Below are 16467 nucleotides of genomic sequence, written 5' to 3'. Positions count from 1 at the left end.
AATCTATGAAAAATCTGATCGTACTACTTTTTATATTTTGTATCTCATCTTGTAAAAAAGAATCTGATAGTCGCCAAAATACAATAAAAAAGGACTATATTTTTGATTACAATAAAGAGAAAATTGATGATCTGGAAAAAACAGAATTATTTGTTGGCAAAGATCAATATGAATTTGATAAATATTTGAATCCAATTTCTAAAGAAGAATATTTGAAAGATTCTCTAGATTATAAAAACAGTTTGGATTCAAAACAATCTATTTTTAAGAACAACGTATTACAAACAGCTTATGGAGATGTAAAATTTGTTCCTTCTGAGAGTAAAGATTCTGATACGTTTGTTAATTATTCTTATCTAGGTTTTTCTGAAGTGATTGCTAGTCATATCATTAACTTGAATCTTTACGAAGGTGAAAAAACATTGCTTTTGAGTAATCAAGATTATCAATACGTAACTATTAGCTCTACTCCATTTTTTTCTAAAAGTAAAAATTACGCACTCAACTTTAAAGATATTGATGGGCTTTCTTCTCAAGTTTCTGTTTTTGATATTAAGAATAAAAAGCTAATCCATTTCACCACACTATGGTCAGAAAATTATTTAACCGATAATGTTTTTTGGGATGGCAATGATAATATAATTTTTAAGATCAGAAAGAATAATTCTGGAGCTATTTTGTATGCTAAAATTTTAATCTCTGATATTAAATCTGGAAAAAAAACGACAGAATCATCAGTTAAAAAAAACAAAATCCAAGATTGGAAAGGCGAATATAAGATAACCACCAAAGCTATCAGTAATTATAACCAAAAAGAAATTGATCTTTTGTATTCAATTTCAGTAACATCAAACGAATCCGCTATTTTAAGCATAGGCGCAGACCAAACTCAGGATTATTGGTGTGAAGGAGATTATTATCTCATCGAAGAAAATGGAGTTCTGAAAGCAACAGGAAAATGTGATGAAAACGATATAAACGATTTTTATCTCAGACAAGAAAATGGAGTTTATTACATTAAAAGCAAACGTTTCCTAAATCAAGATTGGCAGGTTTTGAAAAAGGAATAATTAAATGTTTAAAAATATTTTTAAGAAGTAAAGAAATCGCATTTGTAAAATAAATAATATGACAAAAGCTATTGCAAAAATATTATTGTTACAAATAATATTGTTACTCTTCAATGGGTGTCAATATAGATCACAAAACATTATTGATTCAAAACTCATCATCGATCAGGAAAATATTGAAAATGACCTTTATAAATCCAAAAATCTAGATCAATTATTTAATATAAAAAATCAAACTTACTTTGAACCAGATTATGTAGGCTCTTCATTTGAGAATTATTATGTTAAAAATATTATAATAAAAGATGGCTCAAATATAAAATCACATTATCTACTTCTTTTTGATAAAGAAGACATTCTAAAAGATACTCTTAAAATCCCTAAAAATCAAGTTTACTCTTTAAATGTAAAATTTGCAAATCATAAAAATGGTATTTCGACTGGCATATTTGATGAAAAGACATCTTATTTTAGAATATTAAAGAATTTTGAAATTAATAAAAAACAAAAACTGATTCCTTTGTCATTAAAAACAAAAATTATAGATTGTCCTTTACCTATCGAGTACTTATCCGAAGAAAATGTAGGAATAGAAGATTCTTATAATTTTGGTATAAATGAAAATAATATTGAAAAGCCAGTCAATGAAAACAAAAGTGATTTTCCAATGGCCGGAATGTATTCCATTAATGCCGATGTCGAAAGTTTAATTTCAGAAGAAACTATAAAGATAAAATTCAATTTTTATTTTGAAAATAAAGAAAAAATGAATTTAAGAATTCAGACTGACATATCTGAAGATGCTTACTGCGAAGGACAATACCAACTCACAAAAAATAAGGATTTTTTAATAGCATCTTATGCAGATGAAGGAATTTGTACAGATAACATTGAAGACAGTCGTTTTTATGTCAAAACAGAAAATTCAAAAGTTTACATCAAAAGCAAACGTTTTCTAAACCAAGATTGGCAGGTTTTGAGAAGAGAATAATGTATAAGTCTTATTTTAAAATATAGAGATGAATAAAGTTTTTGTTTTACTATTCAGTATTATATTATTGAGTTGTTTTGGAAAAGATCAAAACAAGACTACTTTGTCAAAGGAAGAAGTTACAAGTCAAAATAGCTATGAAAAAACGACACTATCCCATAAAGTGTGTAAGTTAAAAAGTTAGGGTTTGGTTTTTATAATCTGAGCCTTTTTTCAAAAATAAGCATAAATTGGTTGAGGACAATGCCCCAATTATGAATAGGCATCGTCCATTTTTTAGTTGATTCTTTTAGAGCTAAATAAACAGACTTCAAAACCGCATCATCAGTAGAAAAAGACATTTTATTTTTGGTGTATTTTCTGATTTTTCCGTTAAGATTTTCAATTAAATTAGTAGTATAAATGATTTTACGGATTTCGATTGGGAAATCAAAAAACACAGTTAATTCATCCCAATTGTTTCTCCAAGATTGGATTGCGTATAAATATTTACTTTCCCATTTTGCTGCAAAATCTTCTAAAGCGGATTTTGCAGCTTCTTTTGTAGGAGCGGTGTAGATGTGTTTCATGTTGGCAGAAAACTCTTTTCTATCTTTCCAAACCACATATTTACAAGCATTTGCTTCGCCAGTTCGCCTTCGGCTCGGGTCTGATCTGATGAACCACGCAAATTTGGGTTTGTGGTTCAGAAACCGAACGGATAGTTTGAGTATATCCGTTCAAATTATCGATTGCTGTAATGAGGATATCTTCCACTCCGCGGGCTTTTTCTTAACTATGTAATGTTAAAAATAGTAAAAAGTTATTTGGATTCGCCGAACCACTTCGTTAGGTTTCCGAAAAATTATTTGAGCTTTGAAGGCTCATAATTTTTCAACTTACACAGTTTGTGAGATACTGCTTCGGTTTTTTTATGATACTTTTCTGAGAATTAATAAGCTTTCGCAAATACAACTCTTTGTTTAGAAGGTTTTCCTGTTATTAATGAAACGCCATCTTCTGGCTTATTATCCAAAGGAATACATCTTATCGTTGCTTTTGTCTCTTGCTTGATTTGCTCTTCCTCTTCTTCTGTTCCATCCCAATGTGCTAAAATAAAACCTCCCTTTTCTTCTAATACTTGCTTGAACTCTTCATAAGAATCAACTTTTGTAATGTTTTCTTCTCTATAAGTCAATGCTTTGTTATAAATATCATTTTGGATTGTATTTAATAATTCTTCAATATAATTATCCAATCCATCAATCGAAACTGATTCTTTTGTCAAATTATCACGTCTTGCTAATTCAACAGTTTTGTTTTCCAAATCTCTTGGTCCCATTGCAATTCTCAACGGAACACCTTTCAATTCATATTCTGCAAATTTCCAACCTGGTTTGTTCTGCGTATCATCATCAAACTTCACAGAAATTCCTTTTGCTCTCAACTTAGTCTGAATATCCAAAGCCACATCACTGATTTGAGCCAATTGCTCTTCTCCTTTGAAAATAGGAACAATCACAACCTGAATCGGCGCCAAAGTTGGAGGCAAAACCAATCCTAAATCATCAGAATGTGTCATAATCAAAGCTCCCATCAATCTTGTAGATGTTCCCCAAGAAGTTCCCCAAGCATGTTCAATTTTTCCTTCTCTTGTTGTAAATTTCACATCAAATGCTTTTCCGAAATTCTGACCTAAGAAATGCGAAGTTCCAGCCTGTAAAGCTTTCCCATCTTGCATCATCGCTTCGATACAATAAGTTTCATCTGCTCCGGCAAACCTTTCAGAAGGTGTTTTAATTCCTCTAATTACTGGAATTGCCATAAATTCCTCAGCAAATTTTGCATAAACCTCAAGCATTTTTTCAGTTTCTTCTATAGCTTCGTCTTTTGTAGCATGAGCTGTATGTCCTTCCTGCCAAAGGAATTCGGCAGTTCTTAGGAACAATCTGGTTCTCATCTCCCACCTTACAACATTCGCCCATTGGTTAATTAAAATCGGTAAATCTCTGTAAGACTGCACCCAGTTTTTATATGTATTCCAAATAATCGCTTCAGAAGTTGGACGAACTATCAATTCTTCTTCCAATTTTGCATCGGGATCAACAATTAATTTTCCAGGATTATTGGGGTCAGTTTTTAATCTGTAATGCGTAACCACAGCACATTCTTTGGCAAAACCTTCAGCATTTTTTTCTTCAGCTTCAAAAAGACTTTTGGGCACAAAAAGAGGAAAATAAGCATTCTGATGACCAGTTTCTTTGAATTTCCTGTCCATCTCGTCACGCATTTTCTCCCAAATAGCATAACCATAAGGCTTGATAACCATACATCCTCTCACGCCTGAATTCTCTGCTAAATCTGCTTTAACAACCAGTTCATTATACCATTTGCTATAATCTTCTGCTCTTGATGTTAACTTTGCCATAAATTTTTTGATATGATTTTTAACTTTTTTAACTATTTATAATCTAAATAAAAAGCCTAATTTTACACGTATTTATTAATATTAAATGATATAAATTTTGGTCTCTTTTAAGAAATGCAAATATAGGAAACTTAATACATCTCATAAAATGAAAAATTTCAACAATAAAAGCTTATTCAATTTTATCAAATCAAAAGGTTTGATATTGATATCTAGCAGTTTTCTTTTGACTTCTTGTGTTATATATACAGGCGGTTACTCAGAAACTGATGGTGTTTATTACGACCCAAATAAAGATTCTTTGCCTGCGGGGTCATACACGGGCAATTATGGTAATCAAGTTGATGATTATTATAACTATCAGGATACTTATCCAAGCATCTATGACAATAATCAACAAAACATCCAAGACCAAAATAACCGTTACGCTCTAAAATCTGATTCTGATTGGGGTAATTTTACAGGAACAGAAACCAACTATTCTAGCTTTAACAATTGGGGCTATGGTGGCTGGGGTGGTTTCGGAGGTTGGGGTTATCCTAACTATGGTTGGGGATGGAATATGGGATTCAACTCTTTCGGTTGGGGCATGGGCTTCGGATGGGGATGGGGAAGCTCAATGTACTCACCTTGGGGTTGGGGCGGAGGCTTCTATGATCCATTCTGGGGTTATGGCTATGGTGGCTGGGGCGGTTATTACGGAGGATATTATCCTTGGTTTAATGGTGGATATTACAGACCAATATACTACCGTTCTGGAAGCAATGGAAGATTAAATGGAATGATTTCTACTAATAATAGAACTAATGGTTTCCGTAGCATAAATTCTTCAAGAAACTCGCAGATGATTACTGCTAATAACAACAGAATTATTAGAAATGGTGGTAACATCAGAAATATGAATAATGGAAATATAAGAAACCTGAACAACGGTAACATCAGACAATTTCCAAATAATGGTGGAATTAGAAATTCATATCCTAACAATGGAAACGTACGAAACACCTATCCAAATAATGGTAGTGTAAGAACTCAACAGAATAATGGAGGTTTCAGAAATGATTCTTATACAGCGCCAACAAGATCTGGAAGTAACTCTGGCGGTTTTGGAGGCGGAGGATTTAGATCCGGTGGTTCATCTGGCGGCGGCGGTGGAATGAGATCCGGCGGTGGCGGAAGAAGATAATTTTAAATTCTAAATACTTTTCATATAAAAATGCTAAAAAAAACTTTCTTACTGTTAAGTGTTCCTATCTCTTTGGTTTATCTTAAGGCTCAGGATGTTTCAGTAATTACTAATACAATTGATGTCTATTCTAAAAACTCCATTAATGGTACTGCAAAATATAATTCTATGGCAGGTTCTATGGGAGCGTTGGGGGGAGATATTTCTTCTGCTAGTGTAAACCCAGCTGGAATCGGGGTATTTATCACAAGTGATGTCAACCTTACATTGGGAATTAATAATAATAAAAATACATCAACACTTGCTGGCAATTCTAGAAGCTACAAAATCAACAATACGGATCTAAATAACTCTGGAGGTGTTTTGACTATCAATCTTGGAGACACGGCTTCTAAGTGGAAATTTGTAAATATTGGAGTTAATTATAACACACAATCAATCGATAACTATGTTGAATCTGCAGGTAATTCCAATATTCAACTTTCGAGTAATCCAATTACAGGAAGTCCAGCGAATTATTCTTATTTAGGACACGCATACAACAGAACTGGTGATATTTCTAAAACTAATTTTACTGTTGGTGCTAATTATGATAATCGACTTTATTTCGGAGTTGGTCTTAATTTTCATAATTCCTATTTAGATCAAGATGACAAAGCGGCTTTCCAAAATGGCAATGTAGTTTCTACTTTTGATAAACAATACACAAGGTTCTCAGAGCATTCTAATGGATTTTCTGCTAACGTTGGGGTGATTGCAAAAGTGAGTAATCAATTCAGATTAGGAGCTGCAATAGAGACACCTACTTGGTGGAATCTTGATAGAGTCTACAATCAGTATTATAAAGAAGATAATTATTTTGATACTTTTTCAGAGGATAGAAATTTATCTACTCCAATGAAAGCTACTTTAAGTGCAGCTTTTGTTCCAAGCAAAAATTTCGCTTTGAATGTTGATTTTATCCAAGGAATCACAAAACCGAAATATAAGGAATATGGCGGTGCAGAACAGGAATTGAATGATTTCTTCAGTGATTCTTACAAGAACTCTTCTGAGGTAAGAGTTGGTGCAGAGTATAGAATTGCAGCTTTCAGATTAAGAGGTGGATATGCTTACCAAGGAAATAGCTTTGACAATATGTCGATTTCTAGTTTTAATGATAATGGCTCAACTGCTAATCAGTCTTACTCCAATCTTTTCGTTGGGAAAAGAAATGTGATTGGAGCTGGTATTGGGTATGATTTTCAGGCGTTTTATATAGATGCATCTTACCAAAATATTTCATCTACCTACTCTAATCCTTTCTTGTTCGGAGTTGCAACAAGCGATTACAGCACTTCCGGATATTATTCTGACCCAGGTGGAACAGAACTTTTGAGCAGTTCTTCAGCGGTTTCTAAAGTGAAAAATAAAAGAGATAATTTCTTTATTACTTTAGGTTGGAAATTCTAAATTCAACTTGACATAAAACTAAAAAATCCTACAATAATTTTGCAGGATTTTTTTATTTCTGATTAATCTCTTCCGCTTCTTCCATTAACTTGAGATAAGTAGAATATCTGGTTTCTTCTATTTCTCCAGTTTCCAGACCTTCCAGAACTGCACATTTTGGTTCGTTGACGTGCATACAATTATGATATTTGCAATCTCTACCTTTTTGAAAAATATCAGGAAAATAATGTTGAATTTCTTCTTTCTCAACATCAATCATCGCAAATTCGCGCACGCCAGGCGTATCGATAACCGAACCCCCAAAATCCCAAAAATGCATCTGAGCAAATGTTGTCGTATGTTTTCCTTTCAGTACAGATTCTGAAATCTCTCCAGTTCTAATATGTAAATCAGGTTGCATCGCATTAACTAATGTTGATTTTCCACAACCAGAATGTCCAAAGAAAACCGAAGTTTTATCTCTAATTTTTTCAATCAAAAGGTCAAGATTCAGTTTTGAATAGGAAGAAATTTGAAGTGTATCATAACCAATATTTTGATACATTTCTTCAATATTTTCTACAATTTCCTTTTCATCATCGTTCAGCGTATCCATTTTGTTGAACAAAATCAATGGGGAAATATTATACGCCTCGCAACAAGCTAAAAATCTATCCAAAAATCCTAAAGACGTTTCAGGAAATTTCAAAGTGTAAATAAAACAAGCAATATCTACATTAGAAGCAATGATATGGGCTTCTTTGGAAAGATTAACCGATTTTCTGATGAGATAATTTCTTCTCGGAAAAATTTTGGTAATCCAAGCGACATCATCCTGCTCCAAAGAAAATTCGACCTCGTCTCCTACCGCCAATGGATTCGTAAGACGTGTTTTAATTAATTTGAATTTCCCACGGATTCTGGCTTCAAAAATTTGTTTTGTTTCAGATTCCAAAACCTGATACCAGCTTCCGGTAGATTTGATGATGATTCCTTTCAAACAGTAGATTTTTTGTATTTCGCAAATTTAGAAATTTAAAGTTAGCCTCAATCAAAAAAGAAGCTAATAATTTAGCTTCTTTTGGTTTCTATTATTAAAACAGAGAATCTTGTGCAGCCCGACTTGAACGGAGCTCATTTTTTGCTTCTACTCTATTTCTATTGAAAAGGAAATCTTCTAGCAAAAAATAGCGGGAGTGGAAGGCGGATTAAGCTGCCCAAACAATTGTCTTCGAGAGCCTCAGGCTTACATTATCTGTCAATCATAATATTATTCTGTACTTCAATACTTTCTTCGTGAATGGCTTTGAAAACTTTTTCTATGAATTCCTGAGACATTCCTGTTTCAAAGGCTTTTTGAGTTGCATATTCTGTGATTACTTTCCAACGCTCTGGCTGAAAAATAGCGATATTGTTCTCTTTTTTCAGTGTTCCGATTTTCTCAGAAATCTTCATTCTTTGAGATAATAACTCAATCAATTGGAAATCCATGTCGCTGATTAAAGTTCTGTGTTTTCCCATTTCGTCCTCATATCCAGAAATGTCGGAATTACGAACCTGAAGACTGTTTATCATTTCTGCCAAAACTTCTGGTGTGATTTGCTGAGCGGCATCGCTCCATGCATTATCTGGATCGCAGTGGCTTTCGATAATCGCACCTTGGTAACCAACATTGAAAGCTTCTTGCGCAACGCCTGCCAAACCAGTTCTGTTGCCACATATGTGTGAAGGATCGATGAACAAAGGAATATTAGGAAATTGATTTTTGAAGTCTAAAGCAATTTGCCAATTCGGAATGTTTCTGTATTTCGTTTTTTGGTAAGTTGAAAAACCTCTGTGAATGGCGCCGATATTTTCTACACCTTGACCCAAAAGTCTTTCCAAAGCACCAATCCAAAGCGCCAAATCTGGATTAACCGGATTTTTCACCAAAACAGGTTTATCAGTTCCTCTCAACGCTTGTGCAATTTCCTGAACCGTAAACGGATTCACCGTAGAGCGTGCTCCAATCCAAAGAATATCTACATCTGCCTCCAATGCAGCGAAAACGTGGTGTGCATTCGCAACTTCAGTAGCTGTTTTGAAACCAAATTCTTCCTTTACTTTTTTCAACCAGTTAAGACCGATTACGCCTACGCCTTCGAAACCGTTTGGTTTGGTTCTAGGCTTCCAAATTCCAGCACGGAAGGCTGAGATTTCTGCACCACTTTCTTTCAGTCTTTTGGCTGTTTCCAACATTTGAGATTCGCTTTCTGCACTACAAGGACCTGCAATAATCATTGGGTTTGCGAAGTCTTGTATCCAATCGTTCTTTAAATCGTTTAAGTTCATATTTTCAAATTTTATATATTTTTAAATTAATGCAATAGTATATCTGTCATAAATCTTGATTTATAATTCTTTTTCAAAAAGTACCGTTAAAAAAATTTTAAATGTGTTACGGAATTTGAAATTGTTCCGCGCGTTTTTTGAGAAAGAAATTCAGTTAGCTATACCAATAAAATCGATAATAGGTTCTGAAATTTCCATAATAAAATCCAAAAAAGCTAAATAATCTGTCAAAAGAAATGACAGATTCTGAAGTTGTAAAATATGGAAATTGGTTTGATTCCATTTTATAAATCCTTTGTGGAAGGACTTTTAGCTTATTTTGGTTGATATTTTTCCTTCTTTCGTTGAAGAAATCTTTAACAAATATATAAATTTATGTCAAATCAAACTTCATTAAATCATCTAAATCTTTTAATAAAGGATTAATCTTCACAAATTTATCAAAGATTTTTCTTTTGGTCATCACTTCTTTTTTGATGGTTAAGTCTGTTTGATAATCAATTTCAAATTTAAAATTATTGACTTTATGTCTGAAATGGTTAAAAAACTCTGGACTAATTCTATCAAATTCTGATTTAGCAAATTCCGACGAATACTTTACTATCACAAGATTCTCATCAGATTTTTCCATCTTAAAACTGCTGATAGCGTTGTAAAGGAATGTATTGGTTTTTGAAGTATTTTTCAGGAAAATTTCCCATTCTCTGTCCAAATCCGTTTGAGAAAAATGATTAGATGGAAGATTTTCATCTTTGATTTCTGAAAATTCAACCTTCTTTAGTTCTTCTTTTTTCTCTAAAGCCGCTTTGATACTGAATGGAGAGTTGGTAGAATTTCTTGCAATTGGTTCCGATGCTTTTTGAATTACTTTTTTTGGTTCTTCAAAAACAGATTTTACAGGTTCAGGCTTTGGTTCAGCTTGAACTTTGGGTTCTGTAGAAACAGGTTTTTTATCAGAAATCAAATTAGCCTCAAGAAGCGGAGCTAATATTAAGAATTTTTTTTTTTAGCTTCTACACCTGCAGTTAGACTTGATAATTGCATTAGCGCAATCTCAACAGTCAATCTTGGGTTTTTGGAATTTTTATAATTAATGTCTGCGAAGTTACAGATTTCGATTCCATCAATTAATTGTTGAGCCGACCATTTCTGAGATTGTTCAGCGAATTTGGACTTTGTTTTTTCCCCGACTTCGATTAGATTCAGAGTTTTAGGATTTTGAGCCATCATCAGGTCACGGAAATGATTTCCTAATCCAGCTATGAAAATATGTGGATCAAATCCTTTTTTTACAATCTCATCAAAAGCAGTCAAAACACCAGGAATGTTATTTTCCTTAGCTAAATCTACAATTTTCAGATATTGGTCGTAATCTAAAATATTGAGAACCTCCGCAGCTTTCTCAAGTGTAATATTCTTCTGGGAAAAAGTGCTTAGTCGGTCAAAAATAGACAATGCATCTCTCAAAGCACCATCTGCTTTTTGAGCAATCAGATAAAGCGCGTCATCTTCATAAGTAATGCTTTCCTTCTCAGCAATTTTTCTAAGATGTTCCTGAATATCTTCAATCGTGATTCTTTTGAAATCATAGATTTGACATCTGGAAAGAATCGTTGGAATGATTTTATGTTTCTCAGTAGTCGCCAATATGAAGATAGCGTGTGCAGGTGGTTCTTCCAAAGTTTTCAGAAATGCATTGAAAGCAGCCTGAGATAACATATGAACCTCATCTATGATATAAACTTTATATTTCCCAACCTGAGGCGCAAATCTTACTTGGTCAATCAGGTCACGGATATCATCAACCGAGTTATTGGAAGCCGCATCTAATTCATAAATGTTAAATGCAAATCCATCATCATCCGCCGCACCAGATTTTTCATTGATTTTTCTAGCTAAGATTCTGGCACAAGTTGTTTTACCAACTCCTCTTGGTCCACAGAATAATAAAGCCTGCGCTAACTGACTTTCGTCAATTGCATGTTCCAAAGTATCAGTAACGTGAGATTGCCCAACAACAGTGTCAAACTCTTGCGGACGGTACTTGCGTGCGGATACGATGAAATTTTCCATTGTTCAAAAGTAAGGATTAATTGTGAATTTTGGAAATGGTTTCGCCAGATTATTTCTGAGTGAAATTAGTTTTTAGATTGCGCTCTTATAAAAACAAATTTCTACATATTAAAATTGAGGAGTCAAACTCCCTAAAATTTCATGAATAAACTACTTCAGGTTTAATTGTTTACATTTTTTTCCGAGTAGTAAAATGTTCATTGTTAATCATCATCGTCGCCAAGAAACTTATTGATAATATCTTCGCCGTTGTCATCATCGTCATCATCGGTTAGCAAATGCGCAATATCGTCTGGATTTTGTATATGATCAATAGAAATTCCGGGTGGATTAAAAATTCCCCATTTGTCAGTAATGAATTGTTTACTATCGAAACTAGCTACCCACTCGAGAAAAAGAATTCTAAATTCTTCTATTTGCCTATCTACAATACTGAAATATTTGCTATCAGAAAAACCCCGTTTACGGAATTCTTCACCTAATCCTGAAATTTCTAAACAAGCACTTCTAACCAATGCTGCACTATACATCTTTCTATCATAGCGCTTGTTTTCCTCTGCCTTGATTAAGTTGTGTGTTATTCTACCGCTTGCCTTGATAATCAGGCCATTCATAAAAACCAGAAAAACTTTCTTTTCTGGAATGAGCTTAGCGATCGATTTTAGAGTGTCGTCTATTTCCTCAGCTTTTTGGTACAAAGGCGATTCGAAAAAAATTTCCATTGGATCCATTATGTGTTTTATTTAGATAATAAATATAATAAAAAAAAGAGAACAAAAACTTGCTCTCTTTTAATTTTATGTTGAATGTAAATTCTTACAATTCTAACGCTTTTCTTTCGTCACCATCCATTAAGAATTCTACCGGATTGTCGATCGCTTCTTTTACTGCAACCAAGAAACCTACAGATTCTTTTCCGTCGATAATTCTGTGGTCATAAGACATCGCAACGTACATCATTGGTCTGATAACAACTTGTCCATCAACAGCAACTGGTCTTTGGATGATATTGTGCATTCCTAAGATCGCAGATTGTGGTGGGTTGATAATTGGCGTGGACAGCATCGATCCGAACGTTCCACCATTAGTAATTGTGAATGTTCCGCCAGTCATTTCGTCAACAGTGATTTTACCATCTCTAACTTTAGTTGCCAAATCTTTGATGTTAGCTTCAACACCTCTCAATGTCATATTTTCTGCATTTCTAAGGACAGGAACCATCAATCCTTTTGGTCCGGAAACTGCGATAGAAATATCTGCAAAGTCATAATTGATTTTGAAATCACCATCGATAGAAGCATTCACGTCTGGGTAAAGTTTCAATGCTCTCGTTACAGCTTTTGTAAAGAAAGACATAAATCCAAGTCCGATACCGTGCTTAGCAGCGAATTCTTCTTTGTATTGTTTTCTGATTCTGAAGATTTCAGACATATCAACCTCGTTGAAAGTCGTCAACATCGCTGTTTCATTTTTAACAGAAACCAATCTCGCAGCAATCTTTCTTCTAAGAACAGAAAGTTTTGTAGTTGTTTGAGCTCTGTTTCCACCTGCGGGAGCACTTCCCATTGCTGGAACAGACGCCGTTACAGCATCATCTTTTGTAATTCTGCCATCTCTGCCAGAACCTGTTACTTGAGATGCACTTATTCCTTTTTCATCAAGAATTTTTTTAGCAGCAGGCGAAGGCGTTTGTGACGCGTAAGTTTCAGTTTTAGCAGCTTCTGCTTTTACTGGAGCTGGTTCTTCTTTCTTAACTTCTGCTTTTGGCTCTTCTTTCGGTTTTTCTTCAGCTGGAGCCGCAGAATCTGTTGGTTTAGCTGCATCCATATCAATAAGACAAACCACTTGTCCAACTTGTACTACTTCTCCTTCTTCAGCTTTCAAAGTAATAATTCCGCTTTGCTCAGCAGGAAGTTCCAAAGTTGCTTTGTCAGAATCTACTTCTGCAATCGGCTGGTCTTTTTCTACATAATCACCGTCTTGGACTAACCACGTTGCAATTTCTACTTCTGTGATAGATTCTCCCGGCGAAGGAACTTTCATTTCTAATATTGACATACTAATATTTGTTTTTAATTTCAGAATAATCCGAAGATTATTTATTCTTTATAGTTTATTAATTTTATTAAGCTGTTACTGGTCTTTTTGCAGGTGTATCATCGGTTTGGAAAACATCATTGATGATTTTGGTCTGGTTTTTCTCAAACATCTTATGACTTCCTGGCGCTGGCGTTCCACTAGCAACAGGAGAAATCACTTGGATACCTGTATCTCTGAAATTTCTTAAAATGAAACTCCAAGCACCCATGTTTTCCGGTTCTTCCTGAGCCCAAATTAAATCTTTTCTGTTTTTATACTTATCAAAGATTGCATTGATTTTATCCCAATTCAAAGGATATAGTTGCTCCAATCTTACCAAAGCTACTTTATCATCATTAAGCTCTTCTTTTTTAGCCAATAAATCGTAGTACAATTTACCTGTACAAAGCACTAATCTTTCCACTTTTGCTGCATCAGCAGTTGGGTCGTCTAAAATCGGCTGGAAACTTCCGTTTGCTAAATCTTCCAAAGGAGAAACCACTTTGGGATGTCTCAATAAAGATTTTGGTGTCATAATAACCAATGGTTTTCTGAATCCGAATTTCATCTGTCTTCTCAACAAATGGAAATAGTTTGCTGGAGAAGTAATGTTTGCAACAATAATATTTTCGTTAGCAGAAAGCGTTAAGAATCTTTCTAATCTTGCAGAAGAGTGCTCTGCACCTTGACCTTCGGAACCGTGAGGCAACATCATTACCAATCCGTTTTGGATTTTCCATTTTTCCTCAGCAGCAACCAAATATTGGTCAACAATAATCTGAGCACCGTTTGTAAAATCTCCAAACTGAGCCTCCCAAATTGTCAAAGTTTTAGGCGCAGCCATTGCATAACCATAATCAAATCCTAAAACACCGTATTCTGACAAATGTGAGTTGTAAACATCAAATCTTTGTTCGTTGACCTGTCTTAGTGGAATGTATTCTTCTTCTGTATCTTCTGTTTTTACCACAGCATGACGGTGGGAGAACGTTCCTCTTTCTACATCCTCACCAGAGATTCTTACATTGTAACCTTCTGTCAAAAGTGTAGCATAAGCTAACAATTCTGCAACTGCCCAATCCAAAGAATTATTCTCAACCATCTTTACTCTATTCTCAAAAAGACGGGTAATTTTATTAATGAATTTCTTATCACCCGGAAGCGTAGAAATCTTAACCGCCAACTCTTTAAGTTTTTCTAGATCGAATTTTGTGTCGATGGTAGAATTGGCAACAGCGCCTTTTCCTCCGATTGGGAAATCTGTCCAGTCATCCTGCATAAAGATGTCCATCTTATTTCTTTCGATTTCTTTGGAAGCATCAAAGTTTTCATCTAATAAAGCCTTGAACTCCTGCTCCATTTTTTTCAAAACTTCATCAGAAACCACATTTTCTTTAATCAGAAGTTCTTTGTAGATTTCTCTTGGATTTTGGTGTTTTGAAATTAATTTATAAAGATTTGGTTGAGTAAATCTTGGTTCATCACCTTCGTTGTGACCATATTTTCTATACCCTAAAAGATCGATATAAACATCTTTACCAAACTTCGCACGGAAATCAGCAGCAAATCTAATGGCGTGAACCACAGCTTCTACATCATCAGCATTGATGTGCATTACTGGAGAATCTGTAACTTTTGCAATATCTGTACAGTAAACAGAAGATCTTGCATCTAAGAAGTTAGTAGTAAAAGAAACCTGATTATTCACAACGATGTGAACTGTTCCGCCCGTTCTGTAACCTTCCAGATTCATCATCTGAGCAATTTCGTAAACAATACCTTGTCCAGCAATTGCACCATCACCGTGGATTACAATTGGTAAAACTTTGGAATAATCGTCTTTGTAAACGTTATCTACTTTCGCTCTACAAATCCCTTCTACAAGAGCACCAACCGTTTCAAGGTGGGAAGGATTTGGAGTAAGGTTGATTCTTACTTCTTCTCCATTTGCAGTCGTGATTTTTTTAGATGAACCCAAGTGATACTTAACATCACCAGAGAAAACATCTTCTTCAAATTCTTTCCCTTCGAATTCTGAGAAAATCTGTTTGTAAGATTTTTGGAAAATATTAGTCAAAACATTTAGACGTCCTCTATGAGCCATTCCAAGAACAACCTCATCAACACCTAATTGTGAAGAACGTGTAATCAATTGGTCAAGTGCAGGAATTAGAGATTCGCCACCTTCAAGAGAGAAACGTTTTTGACCAACAAATTTTGTATGAAGATAATTTTCAAATGCCACCGCTTGGTTTAATTTGAAAAGGATTTCTGTTTTTTCCTCAGCAGATAATGTAGGATGGTTTTCATTCACATTCACCCATTCCATAATCCATTTTTTCTCCTCAACATTTTGGATATGCATATACTCTACACCAATAGAATCACAATAGATGTTCTGAAGATGTGTAATAATCTCTTGCAAAGTTGCAGGACCAGGCATACCGGTCTGAGTTGCAGAATTGAATTTTTTGTTCAAATCTTCCTTAGACAAGCCAAAATTTTCTATATCAAGTGTTGGAAAGTAATGTCTTCTTTCTCTTACAGGATTGGTTTTTGTAAAAAGGTGACCTCTCGACCTGTAAGCTTCGATTAGGTTCACTACTTTGAATTCTTTTGAAATATCTTCTGAAACAGCATTGTTTGTAACTGCTTGCTGAGCGTATTGAACTGGAGCTGATTGAGAAACGGACTGTGAAGTCGCATCTTCATCGCTGTAATTTTCCAATGCAAAATCAAAACCTTGGAAAAAAGCTTTCCAAGAAGGTTCTAGAGCATCTGGGTATTTTTTGTACTGCTCGTACATATCATCTACTAACTGAGCATGTACGGCATTTAGAAATGAAAATTTATCCATTATTACAGATTATCTGTTAAAATTTTAATTTTAAATAATTGC

At 34.3% G+C, this 16467-nt stretch carries 12 protein-coding genes and 1 pseudogene; 4 read left to right on the top strand and 9 right to left on the bottom strand.

Features of this window, described 5'->3' with window-relative positions:
* Positions 1-5: 5 nt before the first annotated feature.
* The gene (locus V7P73_RS06000; RefSeq protein WP_333852018.1) at positions 6-1070 is read left to right on the top strand and encodes a hypothetical protein; all 1065 of its coding nucleotides are present in this window, start codon (positions 6-8) and stop codon (positions 1068-1070) included.
* Positions 1071-1128: 58 nt separating this feature from the next.
* A complete protein-coding gene (locus tag V7P73_RS05995) occupies positions 1129-2061 on the top strand; it encodes a hypothetical protein (protein WP_333852017.1) in 933 nt (310 codons plus the stop codon).
* A 194-nt stretch (positions 2062-2255) separates the two neighbouring features.
* Here V7P73_RS05995 and V7P73_RS05990 read toward each other — a convergent pair.
* Positions 2256-2829 (bottom strand): annotated as a pseudogene (locus V7P73_RS05990) (IS256 family transposase); the annotation flags it as partial.
* Positions 2830-2992: 163 nt separating this feature from the next.
* A complete protein-coding gene (gene proS / locus V7P73_RS05985; protein WP_333852016.1) occupies positions 2993-4468 on the bottom strand; it encodes a proline--tRNA ligase in 1476 nt (491 codons plus the stop codon).
* A gap of 148 nt (positions 4469-4616) precedes the next feature.
* Between proS and V7P73_RS05980 the strand changes: the two genes are divergently transcribed.
* Together V7P73_RS05980 and V7P73_RS05975 are read left to right on the top strand one after the other, a co-directional pair.
* Positions 4617-5654: a prolyl-tRNA synthetase gene (locus tag V7P73_RS05980; RefSeq protein ID WP_333852015.1), complete on the top strand. Its 1038-nt coding sequence runs from the start codon at positions 4617-4619 to the stop codon at positions 5652-5654.
* 30 nt (positions 5655-5684) lie between these two features.
* Positions 5685-7106 carry an OmpP1/FadL family transporter gene (locus V7P73_RS05975; RefSeq protein ID WP_333852014.1) on the top strand — a complete coding sequence of 474 codons (1422 nt, stop codon included), beginning with the start codon at positions 5685-5687 and terminating at the stop codon, positions 7104-7106.
* A gap of 52 nt (positions 7107-7158) precedes the next feature.
* Here V7P73_RS05975 and rsgA read toward each other — a convergent pair whose 3' ends face one another.
* The 7 genes from rsgA to V7P73_RS05940 form a co-directional block, all read right to left on the bottom strand.
* Positions 7159-8085 carry a ribosome small subunit-dependent GTPase A gene (gene rsgA / locus V7P73_RS05970; RefSeq protein WP_333852013.1) on the bottom strand — a complete coding sequence of 309 codons (927 nt, stop codon included), beginning with the start codon at positions 8083-8085 and terminating at the stop codon, positions 7159-7161.
* 251 nt (positions 8086-8336) lie between these two features.
* Positions 8337-9416, bottom strand: a complete 1080-nt coding sequence (locus V7P73_RS05965; protein ID WP_333852012.1) for a chorismate mutase — start codon at positions 9414-9416, stop codon at positions 8337-8339.
* A gap of 373 nt (positions 9417-9789) precedes the next feature.
* The gene (locus V7P73_RS05960; protein WP_333852011.1) at positions 9790-10380 is read right to left on the bottom strand and encodes a hypothetical protein; all 591 of its coding nucleotides are present in this window, start codon (positions 10378-10380) and stop codon (positions 9790-9792) included.
* Positions 10381-10406: 26 nt separating this feature from the next.
* Complete coding sequence (dnaX, locus tag V7P73_RS05955; protein WP_333852010.1) at positions 10407-11489, bottom strand: DNA polymerase III subunit gamma/tau; 1083 nt, start codon at positions 11487-11489, stop codon at positions 10407-10409.
* A 203-nt stretch (positions 11490-11692) separates the two neighbouring features.
* Positions 11693-12220, bottom strand: coding sequence for a hypothetical protein (locus V7P73_RS05950; RefSeq protein WP_333852009.1), 528 nt, complete (start codon positions 12218-12220; stop codon positions 11693-11695).
* An 85-nt stretch (positions 12221-12305) separates the two neighbouring features.
* Positions 12306-13547: a 2-oxoglutarate dehydrogenase complex dihydrolipoyllysine-residue succinyltransferase gene (odhB, locus tag V7P73_RS05945; RefSeq protein ID WP_333852008.1), complete on the bottom strand. Its 1242-nt coding sequence runs from the start codon at positions 13545-13547 to the stop codon at positions 12306-12308.
* 67 nt (positions 13548-13614) lie between these two features.
* On the bottom strand, positions 13615-16425 hold the full coding sequence (locus V7P73_RS05940) for a 2-oxoglutarate dehydrogenase E1 component (protein ID WP_333852007.1): 2811 nt from the start codon (positions 16423-16425) through the stop codon (positions 13615-13617).
* Between the last annotated feature and the right edge of the window lie 42 nt (positions 16426-16467).

It is taken from the genome of Epilithonimonas sp. (assembly GCF_036780765.1).
GTDB lineage: Bacteria > Bacteroidota > Bacteroidia > Flavobacteriales > Weeksellaceae > Epilithonimonas.
Note: the sequence above shows the minus strand (reverse complement) of the source record. Positions and strands in the feature narration are given on the sequence as shown.

Excerpts from the sequence above, each read along its gene's own strand:
- V7P73_RS05965 (WP_333852012.1), bottom strand. The coding sequence starts at position 9,416 with ATGAACTTAAACGATTTAAAGAACGATTGGATACAAGACTTCGCAAAC.
- V7P73_RS05975 (WP_333852014.1), top strand. The coding sequence starts at position 5,685 with ATGCTAAAAAAAACTTTCTTACTGTTAAGTGTTCCTATCTCTTTGGTT.
- V7P73_RS06000 (WP_333852018.1), top strand. The coding sequence starts at position 6 with ATGAAAAATCTGATCGTACTACTTTTTATATTTTGTATCTCATCTTGT.
- V7P73_RS05950 (WP_333852009.1), bottom strand. The coding sequence starts at position 12,220 with ATGGATCCAATGGAAATTTTTTTCGAATCGCCTTTGTACCAAAAAGCT.
- proS (WP_333852016.1), bottom strand. The coding sequence starts at position 4,468 with ATGGCAAAGTTAACATCAAGAGCAGAAGATTATAGCAAATGGTATAAT.
- V7P73_RS05995 (WP_333852017.1), top strand. The coding sequence starts at position 1,129 with ATGACAAAAGCTATTGCAAAAATATTATTGTTACAAATAATATTGTTA.
- dnaX (WP_333852010.1), bottom strand. The coding sequence starts at position 11,489 with ATGGAAAATTTCATCGTATCCGCACGCAAGTACCGTCCGCAAGAGTTT.
- odhB (WP_333852008.1), bottom strand. The coding sequence starts at position 13,547 with ATGTCAATATTAGAAATGAAAGTTCCTTCGCCGGGAGAATCTATCACA.
- V7P73_RS05980 (WP_333852015.1), top strand. The coding sequence starts at position 4,617 with ATGAAAAATTTCAACAATAAAAGCTTATTCAATTTTATCAAATCAAAA.
- V7P73_RS05940 (WP_333852007.1), bottom strand. The coding sequence starts at position 16,425 with ATGGATAAATTTTCATTTCTAAATGCCGTACATGCTCAGTTAGTAGAT.